Here is a 25,326-nt window from a genome sequence, read left to right as displayed (position 1 = left end):
ATCGTACCTTTTTTATGAAATTGATATCAATACAAATCATAAATCTAAACATTTTAATATTATACTTTTATGTTTTTTTTATTGAGTGCTTCTTATATGGAGCCTTTTTTTATTGAAAAATAGAGAGCAATTCGCTCTCTATTTTATACACCTATTCAAACGTAACTTCCACCTGCACAATCTCAGATCTACTTCCAAGTCGAAGCGGTGGTCCCCAGAATCCGAAACCAGAAGAAACAATGGCGTGGAATGCACCTTTTTTTGCGTATCCCCAGTCTAGTTCGTACATTCTTCTCGTTACAATATGATTCGGCGCCATTTGTCCGCGGTGCGTGTGACCGGATAATAGTAAATCGACGCCAGCATCCGCTGCTTGTTTCAACTCAAATGGTTGGTGATCCATTGCGATAACTGGCATAGATTTATCTACCGTACTCATTAGATTTTCAAAGCTTTGACGATCTCGCTCTGTTTTATCTCTTCTTCCAACGAGATAAAAATGATCTTCAATTGTAATCACTTCATCTAACAGAATACGAATATCAATCTTATCCATCTCTTGTAAAAATTCAGGAACCGCTCGTCCGTAATATTCGTGGTTTCCTAACACACCGTATACGCCTAGTGGAGCTTTCATTTGTTTCATAATTGGTCCCATATTTTTTTGAATGAACACACCTGGATGATCATCGATAATATCTCCTGGCAGTAAAATAATATCAGGTTCCATCTCATTTACATGACGGACAAGTCTTTTTAAATGCGCAACGCCAGATAATTTACCGAAATGCATATCAGAAGCCATCGCAATGCGTAAACTTTTACGTCCCTCTACTTTTTTCGGTATGTGCACCTCGTACTTTCTAACTACTGGGCTATATGCGTTGAATACTCCATACGCAAAAATAAAGATGAACGCAAGTAAAACGGCCGTTCCTGTCCAAATAATTGCCGCTTCTTTCTCCACTGAAAACTGTAAAAGAAAGACCGTAATATTTGCTAACGGCAACAGCATAAGCGCGTATTGTATAACCGCAAACCAAATTGAACCTATCGTTCGTAGAAATGGCAAGAACTTAAACACTTGCACGAGAATGTACGCATATGAAATAAATCCGACTACGAAAGCGTAATATCCCCAAGATTCCCAGCCGAACACCGCACTAAGCCAAACCCATCCGTTCCAGCCGATGTAAAACATGAGTAGTGTGTATACAATTAAAATAGTGAATATATTGAAATAACGAAGATTTTTCACAGCCAGCCTCCTTCTTGATTTCTTCTATTATAGCTTGTTATGTGCCTAGAACGTAAATAGTAAGCACATCAAAGTTATTTTCCTCTTACTTGTAATCCTCACGCATTAAAGTACCCTTCTCTTTATAATCGCTATATTTAAACCACCTTTATTTTCGATTTTACACTTGTGAGAGTTAATACTCATGTGTATATTTATAATAAAGTGAGCATGAATCTGTTTCAATGACCACATTCAATTATTCGAGTATTAATACACATATCACAATATGTGTGTATTAAAGAACGGAGGAACATATGGAGAAAATTGATAGAAGAATTATAAAATCACAAAACGCCATTCAATCCGCATTTATCGAAATGTTAATTGAAGATGGATTTGACGAAATTACAGTAAAAAACATTACAGAAAAAGCAAACATCGGAAGAAAAACTTTCTACTTACACTACCTAGATAAATACAATTTATTAGACAAAATTGTGGACGACCATTTAAATCAATTAAGAGAAATATGCGATATAAAACAAACAAAAGGTTATATAGAAGGAACTATCATATGGTTTGAATACTTCAAAGAACATAAACCATTTTTCGCATCGTTATTTAGAAGCAACAGCACCTTATCATTTCAGAAAAAGTTCCTAACGTTCATCATGGGTGAACTAGAGAAAAAATTAAACACAAATACATCAGTAAATAAAAACATTGATACACATATCGTTTTAAAGTTTTTAGGAACAGCTGTCATGGGCATTTTGGAATCTTACGTATTGGATGAAATTGATAATGATGTTGAGTACGTTGCGACGCAAGTTGGAGAGTTGATGAAGAGGAATATATAACGGTTATGAAAAAATGCACCCAAATTGTTGGGTGCATTTTTTATATTTATCACCTCATATATTAAGCGCATCAACATAATACAACGTATCGTCCGTCTGAAAATACATAACAGATCCACGGCTATAATAAGTGCCAAATTGAATCGGTTCTCCAAGTTCATTACGAAGATTTATATCATACACATGACTATTATTTAAATCATAAACTACTAACTTTTTATCTTGCGTAATAAATACTACTTTATCTTGGGCAACCGCAAAACTTTTCGATCGTATTTCCTTAATTACATGTATTTCCTTCCAAGACATATGAATTTTTTTATCTTTCATTTGAACTAAAGGAAACTCTGAATAATAATAGAGCCAAACGTCTCCATCTATAACGTTCATTGCATAACAATCATCTATAGAAGGCACATTAAACCTTTCTACATATTGATCATAATGATTAAAAATCGATTGACCTTTAGAATCAAAAGCAACTATACCACTTACTCCAATTGGGCACTCTCCGAAAACCCCTTCATCACAATAACTAACCCATATATCTTCATTCGCATCAACTTGACAATCTTGAATGCCTTCTCCGGCATAAAACTTACAATATTCACTTCCGTCTGGATTATAAATAACTGCATTATCACCTGCATAATTAAATATAAGCAACCACCTCTCTCCAATTCGTTGCATATATCTGACAGATTCAACATCAATATCCATATTTAAATTGAAACTCTTTATATGTAAATTATTTTTATCCAAATAAATTATACAAGGCTGATCCGTATCATTTTGTACGAGTAACATTACATTTTGTTTATAATCCAAACTCATTTTTTTAAACTGATACGCTTCAACAATAGACTTAAAACTTTTTAACTCTTTACATAGGATATCTTTCATATAGATGAAAATCCTCTCATTGATTCTAAATATAGAAGTTGTAAAAAAACGCACCCAAACATTCGAGTGCATTTTCATTCTCAACGTAAAAACTTCTGTAACTTTTATTTTAATCCATAATCCGTTCTTCCGCATAACAAACAAATACTTGCTTTTCCGAACGTAAAGATACTATATAATACTCATCTTCAAAATGACCTATTATATAACCCATTTTCCCGGCTAGTTCAATTGTTTCTTTATTGAAATATACTCTTGTCCGATCAAATTTCATATGCTTTATAATGCGCTCTAGCTAATTTTCGTTTACTTCTTTTTCAGAGAAAAGAAACATAAGGCCCCCCTCCATACATACAGGGGAAATCACATCGAAAATATTAGTTGCGGGATCATAATGATTGATTAAAATTGTGCTCTTTACAGTCGACTTTTTCCAGTTAAGCTCTTTTAATTCATTTTCCCAAATGTAATTTTGCACCTTTGTTAATTCTTCTTGAACCCCATCACAATTCACTAAAAGATATAAATGAAATTTCGAAATCATTGTTTCCATAAATCGTTCCATGCCCGTATCAACATCAACTATATATCTATTAATTGTCGATAACAAATTCAAGATGTTATCATTTTCAAAATTATCATGTTCATCTAAAACTAGAAAATATCCGTTATTTTCCGTTGCAGGTTTGTGTATTTCAATGTATGTGTCCATATTTTCTCCTTAAAAACAAATTTTCACATTACCATGACATATATAAAGAGAGAAGAGCTTATACTCACTCTTCTCTCTAACAACTTTATCTTTCCTTACTCTGTCTCTATATTTCTAAATTGTTACTAACAATTGTTAATAATGCACCATCATATTGAATAAAAGCACACGCCGATGATGGGACTAATGTGATCTTAGGAACAAAACACTTCCCCATTACATACTCTATAACCCTATTTTGAGTTATTTTTTCAAATTCAATATGAACCTTTTCTCCAAAACAAATTATAGCTAACGTGTTTTCTATACTTACACTATAAAATAAATTGATAATATACAGTACTTCTTTCTTTCGTATAGATTCAAAAACAAAGAAAATATTATTCTTTCCAAAATCTAAAATCTTATAGAAAATATTTTTAGAATCTACTTCCTCTTTAAAATGTAATACTTCTGATTTACCTACATGTATAATGAATTGATGAATCCTCTGTTGAAAAATAAAATTCAAATTATCAATATTACAATCATCATTACTATTTAAATCCGTTTCATATATGTCAGTAAAATTATCCACCCGATATATATTACTATCTTCAATACACTGAACTCTTTTGAATTCAAAGTTCATCTCATCGTTCCCCTACATGTACAAATTCGCCATACAAAGTTATTTCGCGATTTTCATAATAAAGATCAATACTCTTAGCTGGAGAAAATACATATTACTTTATAGTACGGATAAAAATTGCTATCCTCATTTATACTCAATTACAAAGTTTCTATTAGCAAGTATCTTTTCTACAAATTCCTGTTTCTCTTCTAATTTATATTCCATGCAGAAATCTACCAAATGAGAATCACTCCAAAATACATTCCTAACTGGATTTCTTCTAGTGGCCTCATTTATTATTCCCATTATATCCATATCAAAAATCACTTTAAAAGTATAATCATCAAATTCTGTTCCATTAAGCATCAATGCTGTTAAAATATTGACATTTTTAACAGCTTCTTTAGTAGGTAATGTTTTCAGATTTAAATCGAATATAACACATAGAGGCTCCAAATCTTCAAACAACTCAACAATTTGTCCAAAGAAGTAGGTCTCATTTGGTAATGAAATAGAAAATACATCTCCAACTTTCCATTTTTGCTTTTTAGGTCGTTTCCAAGATCCAATAAACTGTTCATACTCTCTTTGATTCGCAAATGTAAATGCTTCGTCTATAAGTTCATTCACTAAAATCGCAACTTGTAACAACGTCTTCCCATTAGTTGAATATATTTCTACACAATCGCTCTCTGAATCAAAACGAACCTTACCTTTTATTCCGGCTTCTTTAACTTGATTCCTTACAAATTTCATTGCATCATAATTTGTCTCTAAATCTAAAAGTCCTGCTAAATCTTCAAAAATAATATATTCCTTTGAACTAAAATCTGGTATAAACATACGAATTTTCCCGATTTGTAACGTATAATTTAATTTATTAAATAATACTGATTCCATTTATTCTCTCCTATAACACAGTCTTCGGCATAGTAAACAAATAATCATTTTTTCCGAACGTAAAGATACTACGTAATATTCATCTGTAAAATGCCCTACTACATACTCCCATCGATATTAAAAACTTGTAAAATATCTTGCTCTAGCTTTATTGCATTAAAATCAGACTTAGCCCTTCCCCCTAATATTCTAATAGAGTGAATAATATTTCTAATTATCAATATTTTTCTCGTAGCATAATCTGCAGATAAAAATGTTTCATAGTCAATCCTTAATCTAAAATCTGCTTCTTTACTCTTCCTTTTAAAAAGCTTTCTTTCTTTAAAAAATCCCGCATCTTCATATTCCGGAGTTATTTTAGCTACTATAGGGATTATAGCTATTTCTTCTACTTCGCTACCATAATCATTCCTATTTAATCCCTCAAGTTCACTACCGATTTCTAAAATTATATTTATAAATTCCTCAGCAATATCTCCTTCTAATTCACCACTTAAAAAAACTTCATAATCACTCATCCTTTTCAATAATCGCTTTTATTTAGCGGGGGACGCTTTTCATTATTTTTCTTTTTATATGCTAAAGTCTTTTTATATTGCTATTCGCATCATACGTTAACGATTTGTTTCCTTTCCATTCTCTACAACTTTCAATCTTGTACGGTTTCCAAATCCCTCATATGTGTAAGATTTAGTCGTCCCGTTTGGTAATGTCTCGTTTAAAATTGAATTCATTGGATTACGATCCAAAAAGAAAGAAGAGCCAATATTAGCCCTCCTTCCTACAAATCCATTATGCATCCAAACTATTAAGGCAGTAAATCCCCAAACATATCAATCAATCTCTCTAAATTCCTACCAAAATCCTTAATATTATCTTGTTCATCAAAGCCCTTTTCAATTAATTCATCTGCTAATATATCTCTCAACTCATGTATGGTTTCAATTTCTAATATACGAAAGTCCTTACAATTTGCAATCCACAATAACTCAGGTTGCTTTTCCCTTAATATACTTTGCAATAACCCTTGCATATCTCTATCAAATTTACCCACGCTTATTTTTTCCTTTCCTTTCCGTGTATATTTCGCTCCTCTAGCAAAAGTCCTTACGACTTTTCCCTTTTTATTTAAAACAACTACAGCTTGTTTACTAGTATATTTAATTGTTCCACGATCTTTTTGTATAGCTACCCCTGACCTAACAGTATGTAAGATGGTCTTTGGTGAAACCCTAATCCGTTATTACGACTAATCGCTTGATTAAACCCATGTTTTGTATATCCAGTAATTTTACCTGCTACTGCTTTCGTATTTTTGTATTTTAATGGTTGCTTTACAGCACGTTTAGCCAATTATTTACCAACAAAACGACCTACATGCGGAGCAGCCACTCTAGCTCCCATTACTAAAAGTGGAACCGGTATATTACCATCTGGATCTATCAACATTACCGGATTATTATCTACATACGTATATCCGTTTTGCGTCACAGGATCATCTTCATCACCCGGATCAGGGTCCACCGATAAGAACACCCCATGATCTGGATTATAATAACGCGCAATCAAATAATACATGCCAATTTCTCTATCATACATGTATCCCGCATATCCAAATGGATTGTCTGCTACGATACCTTTCGTATCACTCTTTAATACGTTACCCCATGAATCATATTCGTACGTTGCTACACCTTGCCTATTTTGGTCTGTCATCGCTACTACGTTACACAATTATAAAAAAGAGTTTGAATTGCTTCAAACTCTTTTTCATATAAACATATTTTCAATTAGTGTTCTCTTTAACCCTTTATTCCATGAAATCACTCAATATTTTTTAATTGTTTTTCTAATGACCACCCAGTTGGTTTTTCTTCGTTGTCATGCCAAATCGCACCTTCTTTCAACCATTTTTTTCTGTACTCAACAAACGTATAGCCTTGATCACAATCATCAAAACCAAATTGAAAACCACAGCATGGACAAATCTCATATGATGGATAACCATCTTCATATGGTGGGTCTAATAAATTATCGAAACCACAGATTAAACATATAAAATTCATATCGTTATTCTTCATCTTATCATCCTTTAAATTATTATCATTGTTCATCAAAGTATTTTTTCTTTCTTTTTGGTTTAAAATAGGTAGAGATTTTCTTCCTTTTACTTAAAACTCCAAATTCATTAGTCTGAGTATTATAAACTAATTTTTTCCTTGTCTCTTTTTCCTTAAAACTGTGGAACTAGGTTTAGAATTTAAGAGATTACGTGCCCTTGTAAATATTGTGCCTTAGTAATTTTCCCAAACTCTTTTTGCTTTATTACATGCTTCTGATAATGCTCGTCAAACAATTTCTTAGTTTGAAAGTTTAATTCTTTGCGGATTTTCCCTTTATAGGTTAATTGCTGCTTCACGTATCGTTTAGCTAATTTTTTCCCAGCATAACGTGCCACATGAGGAGCAGCCATTCTAGCCCCATGTATAGCAATTGGAACAAACCATGCTAAATGCCCATCTGGATCAATGTTCATTATAGGGTTATTATCACCATACGTATACCCATTCATTGTAATCGGATCATCTTCATCACCTGGATCAGGATCCACTGATAAGAACACGCCATGATCTGGATTATAATAACGCGCAATCAGATAATACATGCCAATTTCTTTATCATACATGTATCCCGCATATCCAAATGGATTGTCTGCTGCGATACCTTTTGCGTCACTCTTTACTACGTTACCCCACGAATCATATTCATACGTTGCTACAATTTCTTTGTTTTGATTAGTCATCGCAACGACATCACCACGAGGATTATAGTGATAGTATAATGTTTGTCCTTGCGATTTCATAGCCAAACGTAAACCATTTACGGAATACACATATTGGCGAAGTACTTTTCCACTACCATCTGTCTCATATAACGGATTAATACTATCTCCATCATAGAAGTAGCGTGTTACTTGACCATTTACACTCTTTTCAATTCGACGATTATCCTCGTCATACTTATATGTTGCGAATGCATTGCTTTCACCTTGTTTTGTGATAGCTACAATTTGGTCATTTTCATTCCATGTATACTTGTACTTTCCGTCTGATGTACGATTTCCATTCGCATCATACGTTAACGATTCATTTCCGAATTTTACAAGTTGATTTCCTTCATTAAATGTTGCCGCTATAGACTTTGTTTCTTTTCCATTTTCTACAACTTTCACACTTGTACGGTTTCCAAACCCATCATATGTGTATGATTTACTTGTTCCGTTTGGTAATGCTTCATTTAATAATTGGTTAATCGGGTCATATACAAAGTTTGTCTCTGTTACTTTTCCGCCCGCACCTTCATGTTTAATCTTCGTACGGTTACCCGCTTGGTCATATTCATAGCGTTCAGAAAGTAGAATACTGTTTGATGTACCTACTACTAAATCTTTAATTTTGTTCGCATGATCATAGTTAAAAGTAGAACCTGAACCATTACCAGCTGTGTACGTACGAACATTCCCTTGATCGTCATAATCAAAGCGATACGTTTGCGAACCGTCTGTCACACGAATGTTTTGATCTAACGTGTTGTAGTCATACGATACTTTATTTGTGTATCCGCCTTGCGTTACTGTTTGTTCTTTTAGCTTTTCTGTCTTACTGTTTGCTTTGTCGTGATATGCCCAGTCAACTTTTCCGCCTCGGCTATCTGTTGCACTTGTAACTCGATCTGCCTTATCGTATGTTTTCGTACGTTCTACACCATTAACAAGATCTTTCACTTTCGTAACTTGTCCATTTTGATCACGTTCAAATGTAAAGGAATCTTTTGCATTTCGCTTTTCACCAACGACGCGATCTGCTGTATCATATACAGATTCTAAAATAGAGCCATTTGGCATTTTTGTTTTAATCTTGTTTGTATTTTCATCATACGTGTTTTCAATACGACGGTTTAACGCATCGATATACACTGTATTTTTGTTATCTACATCATACTCATATTTGTGTGTTTGTGTTTTCCCACCAAACATGACAGATTTTTCTGTTGTGTTTCCATTATGATCATAACGATAATTTACAGAGGTACCATTTTTTAATGTAACCTTTGTTAATAAATTATCTTTGTTGTAATCATATAGTTTTGTATTTCCTTTTTCATCTGTTTCGCTCTTTTTATTTCCTGATGCATCATATGTGAAACTGTTCTTCTGTCCTTCTTCATCATACGCGGCAACAACATTTCCATCGTTGTCATACTCGTTTTTAATAAGAGCGTTACCCTCTAGTAAACGAATATCATCAAACCAAACTTTTCCTTTATTCTCTCTTCTAAATAGAAGGTAGATTTCCATACGTTTAATTGGCTTCGTGGCAGGGATTACAACTGCACTACGGTTCCAATCATTCGTTCCACTTGGGAATTTCGCTTGATAGTTCGTACCACTACCATCTTGATAATACACATCGGCCCAAATAGAGTAATCTCGAGAAAGTTTATCTGGCCCCTTATCCAAAGAGGCAATACTTTATCTACCTCTATCCCATTAATGAATCCCACAACAAAAAGGCACACAATCTATTCACAAAAGTGAACGTTGTGCGCCTTTATTTTCTCACTCTATTTCATTTATTTCTTTAACGTATCTGTCTTCGCAATAAATTGTGCTGCTTCTGCGCGGCTTACCGCTTTATCTGGAGCCCAGCCATTATCTGTTCCAATTGAAATGTTTTCTTGGATTAAAATATTGGCATACTTTGCACCCCAATGATTGTTTAAGTCAGCAAATTCTTTTGGTAGTTTCATATTTTCATTTCTTTCTAATTTATATGCATTTACTAGCATAGAAGCCATTGATGCACGGTTAATAATTCCGTTCGGATTAAAGTTACCTTTCTCATCACCTTTTACAATACCTGCTTTTTCAACTGCTGCGATGTATGGTGTAGCCCAGTGATTTTGTGCATCAGGGAATGATGGCTTTGCATCTTTCTTAATTTCTAACCCTAAAACAGTTGCTAATATTTTTGCAGCTGAACTACGATCGATATTTTCAGCCGGTGCAAATGTACCGTCTGGCTTACCGTGCACTGCTTCTTTATCTACTAAATATTGAACTGATTCTTGTGCCCAAGCTGGTACGTCTGAGAATTTAGGCTTCTGTTCAATTGCACTTGCATCGATTTCAAACTGTAGTTGATATTTATGATCATATTTAATTGCTGGAATTAATATATGCATTTGCATATTATATTTTTTTGAGAACTCACCAATTTCAAATTGAACAACTTTCGTACCATTATTCGCTTTATCTTCGGAGATTACTTTTACATCATGGAATGTCCCTAATTTATTTGGATCTTCTACTCTAAGATACTGAAAATAGCTACTATCTTGAACTGTTAACGTAACGATTTTTTTATCACCTTGAATAGTTACTTTTGGATTTTTTAAATATGTAGATGCAACTGATGTATCATTCGTTTGATCTTTATAAGTCTTTAAAATAACATCATATGTACCATCTGCAAGTTTACTAGCTGCCTTCATTTCAATCACATCTGCTTTTGCAATTGGCGCACTGAAGCCACTTAATGGAACTGCTAAAGTTGCCGCTATAACGAATGCATTAATATATTTTTTCTTAATCATTATCAATATGACATCTCCCTTTATAAAAATATACTCAACATAACTATCATATTGATAATGATTATCAATATCAAATAAAAAATATCATTTCCTGCACAAATATGCCTTTCGTTCATTTTTAAATAGTAAATAATGTGCCGTATGAACCTTTCTCTCTAAATAATCAATAGAATACGTACTAGATGGATCGACTAAATCACCTATCGCACCTGAAAGATGATCAATGACTTGCTGCAGTATTTCTAAGTTTTTCTTCTCATTTTCAGAATTCATTTCATCCATAATGTCACAAATAAGGTATTGAACTCTCCGTAAACGTAATTCCTTTTGCCCCACGTATATCTCCTCCTTATGAGTCATATTACGGTTTAAATATATGGGGTTATAGCTTAACCAATTCTAAAAAATATAAAGGCAACCACCTTCATAAAGATGGTTGCCCCTATTTTTATACTTGCATCGCTTTCTCTTTTAACGCTCTTCTTAACAATTTACCCGTCGTATTCTTCGGCAATTCTGTTAAAAATTCGATACTCATTGGCACTTTATATTTTGCTAAATGTAACGTGCAATAGTGCATCAGTTCTTCTTCTGTTACTTGAGCTTGTTTCAAAACGACGTAAGCTCGTACTGCTTCTCCTAAGTTTTCATCAGGAACGCCAATTACAACAACCTCCGCTACAGATTCGTGTGTATATAATACTTCCTCTACTTCACGAGGGTATACGTTATAACCACCAACTAAGACGATATCCTTTTTCCGATCAACGATATAGAAGTAACCCTCTTCATCCCTTTTCGCTAAGTCTCCTGTATACAGCCAGCCGTCTTTCAATGTCGCTGCTGTATCTTCTGGCGCGTTATAGTATCCTTTCATAACGTTAGGCCCGCGAACAATTAATTCACCGACTGCGCCAACAGGTACTTCTTCCCCAAGTTCGTTCACAATTTTATTTTCTACATGCCAAATATTTGTACCGATTGATCCAGGTTTACGCGGACGATCTAGCGGGTTAAAACAAGTAACTGGCGATGCTTCTGATAAACCGTATCCTTCTGAAACAATTACATCAAAACGTTTTTCAAAGTTTTGCAGAAGAGCAACAGGCATTGATGCACCACCTGAAATACAAAGGCGAAGCGTCTTCACATCTTCTGCACTTGCTTCTTCGAATAAATATAAATAATTGTACATCGTCGGTACACCAGCAAAAATCGTTGGTTCGTACGTGCGACAAATACGGAATACTTCTTTCGGACTAAATTTCGGTAACATTAAAATAGTTGCCCCGTTCACAATCGGCGCATTTACCGCCACTGTTAAGCAAAATACATGGAACATCGGCAATGCCGCAACGACGCGATCATCGGCAGTATATTGTAAATACGACGCCACATCGCTCGCATTACTATATAAGTTTTTATGTGTTAACATAGCACCTTTCGGTTTTCCAGTTGTGCCTGAAGTGTATAGAATAACCGCTACCTCTTCTTCATCTAGCTCTGGGCCTTCGTAAGTTAAATCTCCAGCCCCTATCATTCTCGTAAACGTTTTCATTTTTTCGGTTTCTGTATGGTTAAAATCTGATGAGGTTTCGCATATGATGATGTTTTCAAGTGAAGGAAGTCTAGTTGTAAGAGATTGTATAACAGGTAGAAGGACGTCGAGTACGATGATTGTTTTTACATCTCCATTTTGTAAAATGTAATGCATTTCGTCTGCTGTATAAATTGGATTAACTGGAATAACAGTTGCTCCCGCTTTCATTGTTCCGTATAAACCGACCAAAAAATGTGGTGAATTTCCAACAACTAATGCAACATTGTCCCCTTTTCCAATGCCCATTTCTGCTAAATTGCTAGAAAACCTTGTGACCATTTTGTTTAATTGGTCATATGAGACCGACTGATCCATAAATATATAAGCCGGTTTATCCCCTTTCTTTTTCGCCGTTTCAGCCAAAGATTGAACGAGATTCACACAAACCCCACCTTTATAAAATTTAGAATATTTAAAAATTCTAAATTAATTATATTAAAAGAAAATTAAAGTGGCAAGTGATATTCCATTAACTGCATATAAACAGATCACCTCCTCTTCATTTACTTTGGAAGGATAAAGGAATTTTATTTGCAAGTAATTTATGAAACTAGACCAAAAATCATTTTAGGATAATATGCACTCATCTTTTCTCTCAGCGTTTCAATTTCTTCTTTATTTAAGCTCGTATACTCCCCGTACAAGTTAAGAACGTCCGCTCCATTTTCATGAAAGAACAATGTAACATACAATGTCGGTAACCCGGTATTGGCCTCATCTATCGACAAGACAAGATCTGGTGTTTTATTCACCGTACTAAACGTTTCATTTCTTTTCCATTTCTTATTTTGAAACATAGTTTGTATATCATCTATCTTTCGTTTGTTATCCGTATGCGTAAAATATATGACATTATCCTTCGCTGGCTTTCCAATAGATAAAAGTGTACGACTTGAGGACGTTTCATCGTTACAGGCTGTCATTCCGATAACGAAGCTGAGCAGTAATACAACGTACATTACCCTTTTCATTTCGAACCGCCTCCTTTTGACATATATATTCCTTTACGAGGGGCAAATGTCCTGTGATTTTATGGTGAATGAAATTATATAAGCGATTTTCCGAATTTATCGACCGCAACTCGAAATATATCAGCGATTTTTAAAATATATCGACTTACCGACAAAACGTGACAATCTACGCAAAAAAAAGAGGCTGCCCGTTACGGCAACCTCCCTTATTTTTAGAAGAATAAATGTAAGAAATCTTCTGTTGTAATATTACCGAAGTAGCGCGCGATATTTACGCCTTCTAAAGCTGCAGTGAATGCATCTTTATCAAATTGTACACCTGTTAGACGCTCTTCAATGTCATGCACATCTAGTGAACCGAAGAAATCACCGTAAATTTTACATTCTGTTACTGTTCCTTTTTTCACTTCAAGACGAACATCAACTTGTCCAACTGGGAAGCGGTGTGAATGTTGTAAGTTGAACTTCGGAGATTTTCCGTAGTTCCAATCCCAATTTTGGTAACGTTCTTCAGAAAGTTTATGGATTTCTTTCCAATCATTTTCTGTTAATTCATACGTTGGAATTTCTGTTTCCCCTTCGAAAATTGTTTCTAGAAGAAGTTGTCTAAACTCTTCTGTCGTCATTTTTTCGTTTAAGAACTCTGTAATGTTCGCAACGCGGCTACGGATTGATTTGATTCCTTTTGATTGGATCTTATCCATTTTTACTTTTAACGCTGATACGACGTGATCGATTTCAGAGTCAAATAGTAACGTACCGTGACTGAACATACGACCTTTCGTTGAGAACTGCGCGTTACCTGAAATTTTTCTACCTTCAGCTAAAATGTCGTTACGACCACTTAATTCTGCATTTACACCCAATTTGCCAAGCGCTTTCGTTACAGGCTCTGTGAATTTTTTGAAGTTGCTGAAACTGTCTCCATCATCTTTCGTAATAAAGCTGAAGTTTAAGTTTCCTAAATCGTGATATACTGCGCCTCCGCCTGATAGACGACGAACGACATGAATACCTTGTTCTTTTACGTAATCTGCATTAATTTCTTCTATTGTGTTTTGGTTTTTACCAATGATAATGGAAGGTTCGTTAATGTAGAACAGTAAGTATGTTTCGTTAATATCTAAATTTTTCACACAATATTCTTCAATTGCTAAGTTTATTCTAGGATCTGTAATCCCTTTATTATCAATAAATAACATCGTATCACCTCATGAGTTCCATACGTAGCCACTATGCGCTAGCGTAATATGGCCACTGAAAATTTGTTTTGCTTCTTCTACTAAATCAGATGGGTTTCCTGTATGCGGTAAGTGCGTTAATAAAAGTTCTTTTACGTTCGCATCTTTCGCAATACTCGCCACTTCTGTACTATTCATATGCCCTGCTTTTGCAGCCTCTTGATGTGCATACATATTACACTCACAAATGAAAAGATCAGCATCTTTCGTGAATGGAATAAACTCGGAAATATAACTGGAATCAGCACTGTATACTACGATATCACTACCTGCTGTAATACGCATCGCAAAGCATGTAACAGGATGAACAGTTTTTAAGAACGAAATCGAGAACGGTCCAATTTGAAGTGTTTCTTCTGGATTGTACGCGATTCCTTTCGTATACGGTTCATGCGTTAAAGAGTTGAATCCATTCTCATCAAACGTATGACCGTATATTGGTAGTTCCGGTAGTTGTCCTTTTGTGGCACTGGTAATTAATCTCGCATATTGCAATACCCCAATGTCCGCAATATGATCGTGATGGTAGTGCGACAGTACAACTGCATCTATATCAGATGGTGTTATATATTTTTGAAGCTGTGCTAGTACACCACTACCACAGTCTACAAGTAAACGAAAACCATCGTGTTCAAATAAATACCCCGACGTTGCTTCTCCCGCTTCTGGAAAGCCGCCCCAAAAGCCGACAACAGTCATTTTCATATGTATCCATCCTTTCTAAAACCGAGTAGGAATGCATGTTTCACTTACATCCTACATTGTTAACTATAATCCATTTCCTAAACTTTTTCATTAATTTTCACTTTTGTTATAAAACAGTTGTTGACTTTTGTTTTTTGTACTAATACAATAATAGTAAGAAATGGAAATGGAGGGATTGACATGATCGATCAACCAATGGAGTTTTTCAGAAATTTACCGACGAAAACTTGTGCGCACTGCGGGAAAGAAATTGATGAGCAGCATGAAGCATACCATAACAAATGTGATGACTGCGTTCACGAAGAATAGTAGTTTGTGAACATAAAAAACCTAGCAGACATAGTCTACTAGGCTAATAACATCGTATCCTTCTTCATCGTTGAACCTTTCACCAAGAGCTCCAGTTCAAACTCATACAATTCTTTTTGTCGATAATTTTTCGTATGGATTTTATCCATCATCAGGTCGACAACCTTTCGGGCCATCTCATCGATTGGCTGTTCAATTGTCGTAATACCTGGCTCTGTAATCTGTGATAATATTTGATTATCAAAACCGATAACAGCGAGATCATCTGGAATGCTCCAGTCATGGCGTTTTGCCTCTGAAATGATTCCAGCTGCAACCTCGTCGCCTCCTGCCAAAATCGCGGTAGGATTTTTTTTGTCCTTTAATACTTCATGGAATATTCTCTTTCCATCATCCCAAGAGAAAGCGTTTTCAAGAAAGTCGATCGCTTCTACTTGGCGGCTCTTCTCTGTTATGGCACGTAAAAAGCCCATTTTTCGCTGTTGGCTAACCACTTTGGTTTCGTTTCCACGGCAAAAAATAAGATTACGATATCCTTGTTCTAACACATGCTTAGCAGCTATGTATGCTCCTTGCGCATGATCAAACTTCACTGTTGGAACATTTGCTTCCTCAATATATTCATTACATAACACGATTGGACCGTGCTGTAAGTATGGCTCTACATCTTCCCACGGATTTTCTAGTGAACATAGAATAATCCCATCTACTTGTTTCGTAGATAATAATTGTAAATACTCCATCTCTTTTTCTGGTAAATATCTTGTTTGACAAATAATCAGTTTATATTTATGCTCAGAAGCAGCAATTTCAATTGCTTCGATAAATCTACTGAAGAAAGGATTTGTAATCCTTGGAACTAGCACCGCAATTGTTTCCGTCTTTTGTTTACGGAGCCTTCTCGCCGCAGAATTAGGAACGAAGCCTAAATGCTTCATTGCTAATTGAACCCTTTTTTTCTTCTCATCTGAAACATATGGATGATTATTAATCACCCTAGAAACCGTTGTCCTTGATAACCCCGCTAATTTCGCCACGTCCTCTATAGTCGACACGAAATTCTCCCCCTTTGCATGAAAACGTTTTCTTAAATTGATTATATAGTATATTATTGGAAACTGCAATATGGGTTGTTATGATTTTACTATATTAATATTATACATAGGGAAAAGTATGTTAATGGGAGGAGGATTTATACTGCTTTTAGAAGTTTACAGTAGGGGGAAATGTACATATCATCTTGTATATACATTTCCTAAAAAATATGTATTTTATTCAATATAAAAACCCATCAATACGTCATCTCCATATGATCCATCTTCATACTTTATTTGCTTTCTTTGTCTTCCTTCTTCTACAAATCCCATACGTTTGTACACCTTAATCGCCCTATCATTAATAGAAACTACGCCTAAGCAAATTTTCTCTAAACCTTTCTGCCCTTTAGCCCAGCTAATAAGAAATTCAATTAGTTTTGTACCAATGCCTTGATTACAGTACGCCTCTTTAATTCCCATTCCCATTGTGCCTGCATGTCGTAAGCGGTCTAATTCATATCGATTGAAAAGTAAAAAGCCAACCACTTTTTTATCTACTTCATAAACTATGTAAAGATTCCCTTTTCTATTGCCTTTCCGTATCTTTTCTTTTTCTGCATCCATATCATTTGGCAATTTATTTGGTGATACTATGAAAAACTTTGTAGTAGTTTCCGATAATATAATTTCTTTTCTAATATCCATAATGGATTGTGCATCAATCTCTTTTGCTAATCGTATCACTGAATCACCTCTTACCTTTTTCTAAAAACTACAAAGAAGAATAGATAACGTGAGGATTCCCCTCTAATTCATTATTTTAGCTCCTCCCACTTCGTCCACACTTCTCTCCCGTTTATATGGTACATATTATCCTCGCGATCCATAAACCTGTGGACAATAAACTCACGTCTAATCGTACAAAAATCATCGTGATATTGTTTTATGAATGTATTCATTTCTTTTTCCGTATACTGATTTTCAGCGTTTAATTTGCTAATTAAATGCTCTAACAATACTAGTTTTTTCTTCTTTTGACCTGGAATCGATTTTAGGCGATCCTCTTTATCGAAAAAGTTACGAATCGTCGTATCTCTGAATTTTATTTCATTTTCAGTCATTTCGTTATCCTCCATCGTTTTTTTAATAATACAACTTTATTGTTTGTCCTTATTATTTTTCTTTATTCTTTCACTTACAACATCCATAAGGTAATACCCGCTAATTAACACATAGTAGAATAGCAGTATTCCTAATGTATCTTTCATACTTGTATATTCCTCTTTGTGAAATAAGATAGGTGAAAGGGTGAAAACAAGAAAGAAGATTAGTGGATACAAAATAAAATAGTAAGTACGATCTCCTTTCATCATATCAACTCCTCTATATCTAGTTTTCTCTGTAAATTGTTGTAATTCCTTTTCTTTCGTCTCTATAGCTTTTAAAAAACTTTATATATAAACTACAGAAAAGACCCCCTACATTAAAATAAAAAAGCACCGGAAAGGTGCTTTTTTCTACGCTTCAATCGATTGATTTTCCGCAATATTTCTAAATTGTCGTTTGTGCATCCAAGTTAAGGATGCGATTGTTCCAAGTGATAACACAACGATGAAAATCATGAGTATTCCTACGTTTTGCCACATGAAGTTAAAGTCTCCACTTGATACGACTGCTTTCAATCCTGATACAGAGTATGTCATCGGCAACCAAGCATTGAATGGTTGTAAAAACTTCGGAATCAATTCTAGTGGGAATGTTCCAGCACTTGTTGTAAGCTGAATAATTAATGTGATGATGGCGATGAAACGCCCTGCATCACCAAATGCTGTTACTAAACATTGAATTAATGCGATAAACGCTAAACTTGTAACGATGCTAAAGAGTATGAAATACGGAATACTTTGTACTTCTACCCCTAACCCGAATAGTAATATAATATCTGCTACTACCGCTTGAATAATACCGACTGATAGTAACACGCCGAACTTACTAATAAACCAACTAAATCCTGATTTTGGAACACCGACTGTATCACGTAATGGATATACGATAGATAATAGTAATGCCCCAACAAATAAACCGAGTGATAAGAAATACGGTGTAAATCCAGTTCCGTAGTTTGGAACTTCCGCCATTTTCTCCGTCTTCACTTTTACAGGACTTGCAAACATATCATACGTTTTATCCGTCCCTTTTACTTCACCAGTTTTCTCTGCCCCTTCACCAAGTTTCTCAGCAAGTTCCCCTGAACCATCATTTACTTTTACGAGGCCATCTGTTACTTTTCCAGAGCCGTCTGCTAGTTTATTTACGCCGTCGATTAGCTGGGTTGAGCCGGTTGACATTTGATTTAGGCCACCATTTAGAGTACCTAAGCCAGTTGTTACTTGATTAGATCCATCTGCTAATTGATTTACTCCACCTGCCATTTGGTTTGCTCCTACAGATAATGTTCCTAAACCTCCTGTTACTTGGCTTGAGCCATTTGCTAATTGATTTACACCACCTGCCATTTGATTTGCTCCTGCAGATAATGTGTCTAAGCCACCTGTTACTTTACCCGAACCATCTGCTAATTGATTTATCGCATCAATTAATTGAACGGATTCGTTTTTAAATTTATTTGCCCCTTCTTTAGCGGTATTTAACTTCGTACCAAACCCTTGGAAATTTCCAACAAATCCTTTTTGTGCACTCGCTAATTTCTCAATACCATCTGTTAAAGGTTGCAATTTCGCTGTATTCGGCAGTTCGTTTTGTGCATCACTTGTTTTTTGATCTATTTCATCTTTTAATTGTTTTACTTCTTCATTTAATTTATTTGTTCCACCTGCTACTCCCGCAGCCTTTTGCTGAACTGTCGCTGTACTTTTTACAGCACTTGTTATAAATGGTTGTAACTGCTCTTGATATTCTTTTGGTAAACTTTCAATTTGCTTTTGTAAATTCGCTACATCTTGCGCTGCATTTTTTGCATCTCCTGCTGTTGATTGTGTAAGTTCATTTAACTGATTTACATTCGCCCCAGCTCCATCTATTTTTTCATTTACTGTATTCAATATAGAAGGAACTTTCGAACGCATTTCCTCTAAGCCCGCAGCAGATTTTTGTACGTTACTATTTAAATCTTGCAATCCCTTTTGAATTTCTTGAGACACTTTTTCTAATTGATTTTGTCCTTCAACAAGTTTCCCCATACCATTTGATAGATCAGTTGTTCCTTTTTGTAATTCACCGGATTTACTTAATAATTTGTTCAACCCACCGGTCACTTTTTCAGATCCATCATGTAATTCACCAATTCCTTTTTGCATTTCACCCGTTTTGTTATTTAACGTATTTAAACCTGCTGTTACTTTTCCGGATCCATCTACTAATTTCCCTATACCTATCTGCATCTCACCTGTTTTGCTATTTAACGTATTTAAACCGTTTGTCACTTTTCCGGACCCATCTACTAATTTATTAGATCCATCTGCTAATTTCTGAACTCCATCCTTCATCTCCCCAGACTTCCCTTGAAGTGTATGAAGGCCGTCCGTCACTTTACTTGAACCATCATGTAGCTCACTTGATCCGTCGTGTAGTTTACTTGCTCCTTCCGCCCCATCTGCTAATCCTTTTGAGACGTCTTGAATGGAATCAAACATTTTCTCTGCATATGTTTTCGTTAACGTACTTGATACTTCACCTTTAATTTTTTCAATGGCTGTTCCGCCAATTTGTGAAGATAAGAAGTTTAAGCTTTCATTTGGGATATATTCTAAGTTTAATGGTTTTGGATCATCTTTTAATAACGTTGTAGCGTTACTTGAGAAGTCATCTGGAATGCGTACTAACATGTAATACTTTCTACCTTCCATTCCTTTTTTCGCTTCTTTTTCACTTACAAATTCCCATTTGAAACTTGTATTATCTTTTAAGTTATCAACGAGACCTTTTCCGACCTCAATTGGTTTCCCATCAAATACTGCACCTTTATCTAAATTGACTACCGCCACTGGTAAATCATCTAACTGTTTATACGGATCCCAAAAGGCCCATAAAAACATACCTGCATATAAAATTGGTACGAATAGAACCGCGATAATTGGAATTAATATTTTTTTGCTTTTTATAATTGCAGTAAACTCTTTACGAAGCAACTGATTCCATTTCATTATTTCTCCCCCTTTTCCAAATGACCGAATTGTTCATTTGGTCATTTTCACCCAAATAAAAAGGCTATACTTAGTCATACATATGCCTCATCCCCGAATTTATACTATGCAACTTTTACTCAATATGAAATTACTATTTCTATTTCCCCTCCTTAAATTAAATATATGACCATTATGTTCATTTGGTCATATTTTATAATAATAAAAGGATTATCTTAATTTGACAATCCTTTTAATAAATAAAGTTCAAATAATTCTGCGATTTTTTCTTTTTCTAGCGGTTCATGATTTTTTTCCCAATCAAAAATAAGCGATACGTATAAGCGAAGCATAATAAATGCTGTAATTTCTGGATCACATTTGCTAATCTCACCTTTTTCAATCGCAATCTTTAAATACGATTGAATGACAGAAACGATTTCCACATCTACTTGTTGCATCACTTCTTGTACTTCTTTCGTTCCCATATCGCGCTCTTCTTGAATTAACTTAATCATGAGCTGATGTTCTTTTCTGAATTCTAATATGCTATATAATGCTCTATGTACATTTTCAAAAAATGAAACATCTGAACGAATTGCACTTTCTGCAACTTGCTTCATTTCTGTAATTAAATTAGAAATAATTTCACCAAATAGCTCTTCTTTATTTTTGAAAAAAGTATAAATCGTTCCTTTTCCTACATTCGCTAATTTCGCTACTTGATCCATCGTTGTTGCTTTATAGCCGAACGCTGAAAAAGACTTTGTTGCAGCTTCAATAATAGAACGTTTTCGATCTATCGCCACATCGTCACCTCCAAAAATGACCAATTGGATAATATAGTCAATCAGTACATCTTTGATATTACCACACGCTTACATTGTATACAAGTTCTCTTTTTTATTATTTCCAGTACAAAAAAATTCCAGTCAAGTTATATAATACTGTCATAGTGTATCAGAAGAAAAGAGAAAAAGAAAAGGTGTTCTTAAGATGTGCAATTAAACCTTACTTAACGACAACGAATTTCCCTTTTTTCAAATAATCAAATAAAAAAACAAGTAAATCTTTACATTTAATAGTAATATAGAAAATAGACAAGTTTATCAAAATAGTGGAGGCTTTTTCAGTCATGATGCGTGCGCTTCGTTTAAATATAAAGCAAGCTTTTTGTAGTCGTATTTCTTTAATTATGATGTTTAGTGGATTCGTTCTTATTTGTATTTATCACTATTACTATGTGATTCGTTATTTAGGAGACGCAGCGAATGGTCCTATATCAACAGATATAAAATGGATTGGATTTCGCGACAATGAAATGGATGTTTATTTATTATTAATGCCTGTTATTGCGAGTTTCCCCTTTAGTACAAGTTACAATTCGGATAAGTCAGACGGTTTTAAACCGTTTGTTAGTAAGGGGATTTCTATATTTCCTTATTCAGTAACGAAATATATCGTTACGTTTTTTTGCGGAGGCTTTCTTTATACGCTTCCGTTCATATTATCATTATTATTTTGCAAATTAACCATTCCAGACGGAACACCTACGGCTGGTTCAGGCATCATAAATGATGATGGAATGTTCGCAAACCTATATTTAGATGCGCCTCTCACTTACATTACTGTATATATCGGAATTAATTTTTTATTTGCAGGTTTAATGGCCCTTTTAGGACTTGCTGCAGCTGTATGGTCACAAAAGGACTATATGGCAATTCTCTTTCCATTTGCAGTTGCCTCCATTCCGTACGTCCTGCTAAATACAATACTTCCTTCAATAGGCGGAGCACCTATTCATTTATATGATCCGAAACAACCATTGCAAGGCATGTCACCATACGTTTTAATGATGCAATGTGCTTTCTTCCTTTTCGTTAGCTTACTTATGTATATACAAGGAGTAAAGCGGGATAGAAAAAAATATAGAAGAAGACTACAAAAAAGAGAACGGTGTAGAAAAGCGTTTCAAGTAATTTCAGACTAAATCATTGCACGAATAAGAGCGTAATCCCCTAAGTTAGCTTAGAGAATTACGCTCTTATTATCATTACTCATATAATCATCTCCCCTTTACGACGTATCAGCCAATCCCCATAAAATAACGACCGCCGCAAAATAAATTACTTTAATACCTAGAACTAAACATAATGAAATAATTGCATATTTACTTAATTCTCTCCTTGCACCTATTAAAGTAAAAATCACTGCCAAACTAAATGTTATATAAGAAGCGGTTGTATTGATTAAGTTATGCGTAATATCCAAGTTTTGAGTAAGTCCTGTTAGATCAGCTACAAATTGTAGCATGACAATCGTACTAAAAAAAATTGCTAGCTGATTTATTAATTTTCCATTTGTTTGTGCTTGCATCGTCGCCCTCCGGAAGACTAAATATTCAATTAATTTTACCATGAATTTTATAAAAAAGAATTGTCTATATATAATCTCAGGCAATTAGTTATATTCTTTGTTTTTATTATTTTCTCTTTTTTTATAAAAAGATCACTTATATAAAAATTACGGTGGAACAAATTACAACAATAGTTCAAAATAAAAGTTGTTACACTTATAAATTAAAGGGGGAAAACTCATGACTAAAAAAGAGGATGAGTATATACAGGATATAGAAGAGGAACTAAAAAAAGCAAAAGAAGCAGCTATCGAAGAAGCACCTGGCTTTTTCGAATATATAGAGGATATAAAAAAAGAAAACTAGCATCTAGTTTTCTTTTTTATTAACTATGTGTCCTAATTAAAAGGCGACAATCGGATTTGAACCGATGATGAAGGTTTTGCAGACCTTTGCCTTACCACTTGGCTATGCCGCCATAAATGTATGAGCAATCAAAAATATAAAGTGCATCTTTTGATTGCCGGCAATACAATCCATTCTCTTCCTACAAATTACGTGATATCCTCTGATTCACTCACTTTTTCAGTACAAAATATACTCACGCCATACTCTTTCTCAATAAAATTATGGAAAGCTTGTAATTTATTCGTATATACCCTTGCTAAATCCTGATAAAAACATATATCATCTTCTTGACAACATTCTATACATTTTGTAACAGTCATTAAATCTCTTTTCAGTTCGTTATATCTTTTCAATTCTTTTTCAATCTCTTTCACTAAAATCCCTCCTACTTTTAAAACTTATATATTTAATTAAAAAGGAGAGATGCTCTACTTTATCAAAATTACAATAAATAATTATTTCATGCGAATCACATCTTTTAGATTCTCAATAACATCTGTTAATCTTTCAAGCTTTTTTTCAAATCTAATTAATAAATACACCGCTAAAGCTACAGGAAATCCAAAATTACCAATTGCAGAAAACCAAGGTTCTAAATGACTAGGATCCACCTCATTCTCCTCCTATTCTAAACTAATTGTATAAGTCCATTTCCTTCTTCAAGATATGAAAAACCTAATTTTTTCGCATGATTTATTAAATATAAATGTACGAGATAAGACGTCACTACAGGGGATTCTGCTTGGAAAGACAATAGATTCCAAACAAGAGCAAGTGCACCCGAGACAAATGGAGTAGCCATAGATGTCCCGCTCATTCTTGCATATTTTCCACCTAAAAATGTTGATATTATTTCAGTCCCTGGAGCAACGAAATCTAAATTAATATTTGTATTAGAATACATTGAGATCTTCCCTGAATAATCCACAGCACCTACTTGAATCACCTCTTGATAAAATCCTGGATAAGAAATCTCTATCGTATCAGAACGCCCATCTCCTTCATTTCCTGCAGCAGCAATTAATATTCCTTTCGCCCTAGCCTCTTTTATTACCTTATATAAATCTTCCCTATGAATAAGCCCCCCCAATGACATATTAATTATAGAAACCTTTTCCCCATTCGGTCCGCTCCAATCCATTGCATATTTAATTGCACGTATCACATTGTCATAACTACCTTGCCCATGCACATTAAATACTTTCAATATTAACAACTTACTTTCAGGCGCAACACCTATATTACCTGCAATAATTCCTGCTACATGGGTGCCATGTCCTCGATAATCTTCGAAAATGCTTGTATCTCCATGATCATCTTTGGTAAAGTTATAGCCACCAATAATATTTCCCCTTAAACAAGAATGTTCCGTATAGCACCCCGTGTCTATTACAGCAACTACAATTCCCTCTCCTTTCTTACTAGAACTCCAAACTTCTTTTGCTTTAATTAACTTCCCCCCATAGCCATCACCATTTATTTCATCAAATACCTCATCGATTATTGCTGGGCTTTCTTTAATAATTACCATTTTACTTTCCTCCCAAAAAAGTATTGTACTTTATAAAGAGTAACTACTCGCAGCAAACTAAAAGAAAGTTTGAATGAAAACGCTTTATATACAAAACTACTTTTGTAATTTACTAAACATATATTGTAAGAAAGTAGTTATTA

At 34.5% G+C, this 25,326-nt stretch carries 30 protein-coding genes, 1 tRNA gene and 2 pseudogenes; 4 read left to right on the top strand and 29 right to left on the bottom strand.

Annotated elements, in window-relative coordinates:
* Positions 1 to 151 precede the first annotated feature (151 nt).
* On the bottom strand, positions 152 to 1,258 hold the full coding sequence (locus ACTFOB_RS08650; RefSeq protein WP_440026717.1) for a metallophosphoesterase: 1,107 nt from the start codon (positions 1,256 to 1,258) through the stop codon (positions 152 to 154).
* Positions 1,259 to 1,554: 296 nt separating this feature from the next.
* On the opposite strand from ACTFOB_RS08650, the gene ACTFOB_RS08645 reads away from it, so the two are divergent.
* Positions 1,555 to 2,100, top strand: coding sequence for a TetR/AcrR family transcriptional regulator (locus ACTFOB_RS08645; RefSeq protein ID WP_440026716.1), 546 nt, complete (start codon positions 1,555 to 1,557; stop codon positions 2,098 to 2,100).
* 54 nt (positions 2,101 to 2,154) lie between these two features.
* Here the strand turns inward: ACTFOB_RS08645 and ACTFOB_RS08640 are convergent, their stop codons facing one another.
* The 17 genes and pseudogenes from ACTFOB_RS08640 to ACTFOB_RS08560 form a co-directional block, all read right to left on the bottom strand.
* Positions 2,155 to 3,003 carry a hypothetical protein gene (locus tag ACTFOB_RS08640; RefSeq protein WP_440026714.1) on the bottom strand — a complete coding sequence of 283 codons (849 nt, stop codon included), beginning with the start codon at positions 3,001 to 3,003 and terminating at the stop codon, positions 2,155 to 2,157.
* A gap of 109 nt (positions 3,004 to 3,112) precedes the next feature.
* A pseudogene (locus tag ACTFOB_RS08635) lies at positions 3,113 to 3,715 on the bottom strand (hypothetical protein).
* Positions 3,716 to 3,821: 106 nt separating this feature from the next.
* Positions 3,822 to 4,346 carry a hypothetical protein gene (locus tag ACTFOB_RS08630; RefSeq protein WP_440026712.1) on the bottom strand — a complete coding sequence of 175 codons (525 nt, stop codon included), beginning with the start codon at positions 4,344 to 4,346 and terminating at the stop codon, positions 3,822 to 3,824.
* Positions 4,347 to 4,472: 126 nt separating this feature from the next.
* Positions 4,473 to 5,228, bottom strand: a complete 756-nt coding sequence (locus tag ACTFOB_RS08625) for an Imm26 family immunity protein (protein WP_440026710.1) — start codon at positions 5,226 to 5,228, stop codon at positions 4,473 to 4,475.
* A gap of 98 nt (positions 5,229 to 5,326) precedes the next feature.
* Positions 5,327 to 5,746, bottom strand: coding sequence for an Imm44 family immunity protein (locus ACTFOB_RS08620; RefSeq protein WP_440026708.1), 420 nt, complete (start codon positions 5,744 to 5,746; stop codon positions 5,327 to 5,329).
* Positions 5,747 to 5,842: 96 nt separating this feature from the next.
* Positions 5,843 to 5,962, bottom strand: coding sequence for a Wall associated protein (locus ACTFOB_RS08615; RefSeq protein WP_440032722.1), 120 nt, complete (start codon positions 5,960 to 5,962; stop codon positions 5,843 to 5,845).
* Between the two features lie 74 nt (positions 5,963 to 6,036).
* Positions 6,037 to 6,282, bottom strand: coding sequence for a hypothetical protein (locus tag ACTFOB_RS08610; RefSeq protein ID WP_440026707.1), 246 nt, complete (start codon positions 6,280 to 6,282; stop codon positions 6,037 to 6,039).
* Positions 6,283 to 6,416: 134 nt separating this feature from the next.
* Entirely contained in the window at positions 6,417 to 6,581 is a 165-nt protein-coding gene (locus ACTFOB_RS08605) for a hypothetical protein (RefSeq protein ID WP_440026705.1), read from the bottom strand.
* Between the two features lie 72 nt (positions 6,582 to 6,653).
* Positions 6,654 to 6,956, bottom strand: a pseudogene (locus ACTFOB_RS08600) (RHS repeat-associated core domain-containing protein); the annotation flags it as partial.
* Between the two features lie 95 nt (positions 6,957 to 7,051).
* Positions 7,052 to 7,309 (bottom strand): hypothetical protein, encoded by a 258-nt coding sequence (locus ACTFOB_RS08595; RefSeq protein ID WP_226545651.1) that lies wholly within the window; start codon positions 7,307 to 7,309, stop codon positions 7,052 to 7,054.
* Positions 7,310 to 7,488: 179 nt separating this feature from the next.
* Positions 7,489 to 9,585, bottom strand: coding sequence for an RHS repeat domain-containing protein (locus ACTFOB_RS08590; protein WP_440026758.1), 2,097 nt, complete (start codon positions 9,583 to 9,585; stop codon positions 7,489 to 7,491).
* A 275-nt stretch (positions 9,586 to 9,860) separates the two neighbouring features.
* Entirely contained in the window at positions 9,861 to 10,883 is a 1,023-nt protein-coding gene (locus tag ACTFOB_RS08585) for an NEAT domain-containing protein (RefSeq protein WP_440026702.1), read from the bottom strand.
* A gap of 84 nt (positions 10,884 to 10,967) precedes the next feature.
* The gene (locus tag ACTFOB_RS08580; protein ID WP_440026701.1) at positions 10,968 to 11,219 is read right to left on the bottom strand and encodes a hypothetical protein; all 252 of its coding nucleotides are present in this window, start codon (positions 11,217 to 11,219) and stop codon (positions 10,968 to 10,970) included.
* Positions 11,220 to 11,331: 112 nt separating this feature from the next.
* Positions 11,332 to 12,864, bottom strand: coding sequence for a fatty acid--CoA ligase family protein (locus ACTFOB_RS08575; RefSeq protein WP_440026699.1), 1,533 nt, complete (start codon positions 12,862 to 12,864; stop codon positions 11,332 to 11,334).
* A 161-nt stretch (positions 12,865 to 13,025) separates the two neighbouring features.
* A complete protein-coding gene (locus ACTFOB_RS08570) occupies positions 13,026 to 13,454 on the bottom strand; it encodes a hypothetical protein (RefSeq protein WP_440026698.1) in 429 nt (142 codons plus the stop codon).
* A 212-nt stretch (positions 13,455 to 13,666) separates the two neighbouring features.
* On the bottom strand, positions 13,667 to 14,656 hold the full coding sequence (locus ACTFOB_RS08565) for a lipoate--protein ligase (RefSeq protein ID WP_440026697.1): 990 nt from the start codon (positions 14,654 to 14,656) through the stop codon (positions 13,667 to 13,669).
* A 9-nt stretch (positions 14,657 to 14,665) separates the two neighbouring features.
* The gene (locus ACTFOB_RS08560) at positions 14,666 to 15,400 is read right to left on the bottom strand and encodes an MBL fold metallo-hydrolase (protein WP_440026696.1); all 735 of its coding nucleotides are present in this window, start codon (positions 15,398 to 15,400) and stop codon (positions 14,666 to 14,668) included.
* A gap of 180 nt (positions 15,401 to 15,580) precedes the next feature.
* On the opposite strand from ACTFOB_RS08560, the gene yhfH reads away from it, so the two are divergent.
* Positions 15,581 to 15,709: a protein YhfH gene (gene yhfH, locus ACTFOB_RS08555; RefSeq protein WP_000567010.1), complete on the top strand. Its 129-nt coding sequence runs from the start codon at positions 15,581 to 15,583 to the stop codon at positions 15,707 to 15,709.
* Positions 15,710 to 15,747: 38 nt separating this feature from the next.
* Here the strand turns inward: yhfH and ACTFOB_RS08550 are convergent, their stop codons facing one another.
* From ACTFOB_RS08550 to ACTFOB_RS08525, 6 genes are all read right to left on the bottom strand, one after another.
* A complete protein-coding gene (locus ACTFOB_RS08550) occupies positions 15,748 to 16,764 on the bottom strand; it encodes a LacI family DNA-binding transcriptional regulator (protein ID WP_000103724.1) in 1,017 nt (338 codons plus the stop codon).
* A gap of 216 nt (positions 16,765 to 16,980) precedes the next feature.
* Positions 16,981 to 17,490: an N-acetyltransferase family protein gene (locus ACTFOB_RS08545; RefSeq protein ID WP_440026695.1), complete on the bottom strand. Its 510-nt coding sequence runs from the start codon at positions 17,488 to 17,490 to the stop codon at positions 16,981 to 16,983.
* Positions 17,491 to 17,561: 71 nt separating this feature from the next.
* Complete coding sequence (locus ACTFOB_RS08540; protein WP_440026694.1) at positions 17,562 to 17,867, bottom strand: DUF2087 domain-containing protein; 306 nt, start codon at positions 17,865 to 17,867, stop codon at positions 17,562 to 17,564.
* Between the two features lie 36 nt (positions 17,868 to 17,903).
* The gene (locus ACTFOB_RS08535) at positions 17,904 to 18,119 is read right to left on the bottom strand and encodes a hypothetical protein (RefSeq protein ID WP_440026693.1); all 216 of its coding nucleotides are present in this window, start codon (positions 18,117 to 18,119) and stop codon (positions 17,904 to 17,906) included.
* Between the two features lie 144 nt (positions 18,120 to 18,263).
* Entirely contained in the window at positions 18,264 to 20,909 is a 2,646-nt protein-coding gene (locus ACTFOB_RS08530; RefSeq protein ID WP_440026691.1) for a YhgE/Pip family protein, read from the bottom strand.
* 215 nt (positions 20,910 to 21,124) lie between these two features.
* A complete protein-coding gene (locus tag ACTFOB_RS08525; RefSeq protein WP_000963381.1) occupies positions 21,125 to 21,697 on the bottom strand; it encodes a TetR/AcrR family transcriptional regulator in 573 nt (190 codons plus the stop codon).
* Between the two features lie 326 nt (positions 21,698 to 22,023).
* On the opposite strand from ACTFOB_RS08525, the gene ACTFOB_RS08520 reads away from it, so the two are divergent.
* Positions 22,024 to 22,878, top strand: a complete 855-nt coding sequence (locus ACTFOB_RS08520; protein ID WP_440026689.1) for a hypothetical protein — start codon at positions 22,024 to 22,026, stop codon at positions 22,876 to 22,878.
* Positions 22,879 to 22,964: 86 nt separating this feature from the next.
* On the opposite strand, the gene ACTFOB_RS08515 is transcribed toward ACTFOB_RS08520, so the two are convergent.
* Positions 22,965 to 23,264, bottom strand: a complete 300-nt coding sequence (locus ACTFOB_RS08515; RefSeq protein ID WP_440026688.1) for a hypothetical protein — start codon at positions 23,262 to 23,264, stop codon at positions 22,965 to 22,967.
* A gap of 220 nt (positions 23,265 to 23,484) precedes the next feature.
* Between ACTFOB_RS08515 and ACTFOB_RS08510 the strand changes: the two genes are divergently transcribed.
* Positions 23,485 to 23,610, top strand: coding sequence for a hypothetical protein (locus ACTFOB_RS08510; RefSeq protein ID WP_440026686.1), 126 nt, complete (start codon positions 23,485 to 23,487; stop codon positions 23,608 to 23,610).
* Positions 23,611 to 23,651: 41 nt separating this feature from the next.
* On the opposite strand, the gene ACTFOB_RS08505 is transcribed toward ACTFOB_RS08510, so the two are convergent.
* From ACTFOB_RS08505 to ACTFOB_RS08490, 4 genes are all read right to left on the bottom strand, one after another.
* Positions 23,652 to 23,722 (bottom strand) — tRNA-Cys (locus tag ACTFOB_RS08505).
* A gap of 76 nt (positions 23,723 to 23,798) precedes the next feature.
* Complete coding sequence (locus ACTFOB_RS08500) at positions 23,799 to 24,026, bottom strand: hypothetical protein (RefSeq protein ID WP_440026684.1); 228 nt, start codon at positions 24,024 to 24,026, stop codon at positions 23,799 to 23,801.
* Positions 24,027 to 24,107: 81 nt separating this feature from the next.
* Positions 24,108 to 24,263 carry a YvrJ family protein gene (locus tag ACTFOB_RS08495; RefSeq protein ID WP_440026683.1) on the bottom strand — a complete coding sequence of 52 codons (156 nt, stop codon included), beginning with the start codon at positions 24,261 to 24,263 and terminating at the stop codon, positions 24,108 to 24,110.
* Between the two features lie 17 nt (positions 24,264 to 24,280).
* Complete coding sequence (locus ACTFOB_RS08490) at positions 24,281 to 25,183, bottom strand: S8 family peptidase (RefSeq protein WP_440026682.1); 903 nt, start codon at positions 25,181 to 25,183, stop codon at positions 24,281 to 24,283.
* Positions 25,184 to 25,326: the final 143 nt, after the last annotated feature.

Origin of the sequence: Bacillus cereus group sp. MYBK79-1 (assembly GCF_051915365.1) — a bacterium.
In the GTDB taxonomy this organism is placed as follows: Bacteria; Bacillota; Bacilli; order Bacillales; family Bacillaceae_G; genus Bacillus_A.
The sequence above is the reverse complement of the archived record's forward strand: the minus strand, read 5'-3'. Positions and strand labels throughout refer to the sequence as shown.

What these genes read in the sequence shown, in the direction of transcription:
- ACTFOB_RS08540 (WP_440026694.1), bottom strand. Translation starts at nt 17,867, where the DNA reads ATGACTGAAAATGAAATAAAATTCAGAGATACGACGATTCGTAACTTT.
- ACTFOB_RS08490 (WP_440026682.1), bottom strand. Translation starts at nt 25,183, where the DNA reads ATGGTAATTATTAAAGAAAGCCCAGCAATAATCGATGAGGTATTTGAT.
- ACTFOB_RS08560 (WP_440026696.1), bottom strand. Translation starts at nt 15,400, where the DNA reads ATGAAAATGACTGTTGTCGGCTTTTGGGGCGGCTTTCCAGAAGCGGGA.
- ACTFOB_RS08585 (WP_440026702.1), bottom strand. Translation starts at nt 10,883, where the DNA reads ATGATTAAGAAAAAATATATTAATGCATTCGTTATAGCGGCAACTTTA.
- ACTFOB_RS08510 (WP_440026686.1), top strand. Translation starts at nt 23,485, where the DNA reads ATGACTAAAAAAGAGGATGAGTATATACAGGATATAGAAGAGGAACTA.
- ACTFOB_RS08565 (WP_440026697.1), bottom strand. Translation starts at nt 14,656, where the DNA reads ATGTTATTTATTGATAATAAAGGGATTACAGATCCTAGAATAAACTTA.
- ACTFOB_RS08570 (WP_440026698.1), bottom strand. Translation starts at nt 13,454, where the DNA reads ATGAAAAGGGTAATGTACGTTGTATTACTGCTCAGCTTCGTTATCGGA.
- ACTFOB_RS08515 (WP_440026688.1), bottom strand. Translation starts at nt 23,264, where the DNA reads ATGCAAGCACAAACAAATGGAAAATTAATAAATCAGCTAGCAATTTTT.
- ACTFOB_RS08645 (WP_440026716.1), top strand. Translation starts at nt 1,555, where the DNA reads ATGGAGAAAATTGATAGAAGAATTATAAAATCACAAAACGCCATTCAA.
- ACTFOB_RS08640 (WP_440026714.1), bottom strand. Translation starts at nt 3,003, where the DNA reads ATGAAAGATATCCTATGTAAAGAGTTAAAAAGTTTTAAGTCTATTGTT.
- ACTFOB_RS08620 (WP_440026708.1), bottom strand. Translation starts at nt 5,746, where the DNA reads ATGAGTGATTATGAAGTTTTTTTAAGTGGTGAATTAGAAGGAGATATT.
- ACTFOB_RS08530 (WP_440026691.1), bottom strand. Translation starts at nt 20,909, where the DNA reads ATGAAATGGAATCAGTTGCTTCGTAAAGAGTTTACTGCAATTATAAAA.
- ACTFOB_RS08615 (WP_440032722.1), bottom strand. Translation starts at nt 5,962, where the DNA reads ATGAATTCAATTTTAAACGAGACATTACCAAACGGGACGACTAAATCT.
- ACTFOB_RS08630 (WP_440026712.1), bottom strand. Translation starts at nt 4,346, where the DNA reads ATGAACTTTGAATTCAAAAGAGTTCAGTGTATTGAAGATAGTAATATA.
- ACTFOB_RS08595 (WP_226545651.1), bottom strand. Translation starts at nt 7,309, where the DNA reads ATGAAGAATAACGATATGAATTTTATATGTTTAATCTGTGGTTTCGAT.
- ACTFOB_RS08520 (WP_440026689.1), top strand. Translation starts at nt 22,024, where the DNA reads ATGATGCGTGCGCTTCGTTTAAATATAAAGCAAGCTTTTTGTAGTCGT.
- ACTFOB_RS08625 (WP_440026710.1), bottom strand. Translation starts at nt 5,228, where the DNA reads ATGGAATCAGTATTATTTAATAAATTAAATTATACGTTACAAATCGGG.
- yhfH (WP_000567010.1), top strand. Translation starts at nt 15,581, where the DNA reads ATGATCGATCAACCAATGGAGTTTTTCAGAAATTTACCGACGAAAACT.
- ACTFOB_RS08590 (WP_440026758.1), bottom strand. Translation starts at nt 9,585, where the DNA reads ATGGAAATCTACCTTCTATTTAGAAGAGAGAATAAAGGAAAAGTTTGG.
- ACTFOB_RS08535 (WP_440026693.1), bottom strand. Translation starts at nt 18,119, where the DNA reads ATGATGAAAGGAGATCGTACTTACTATTTTATTTTGTATCCACTAATC.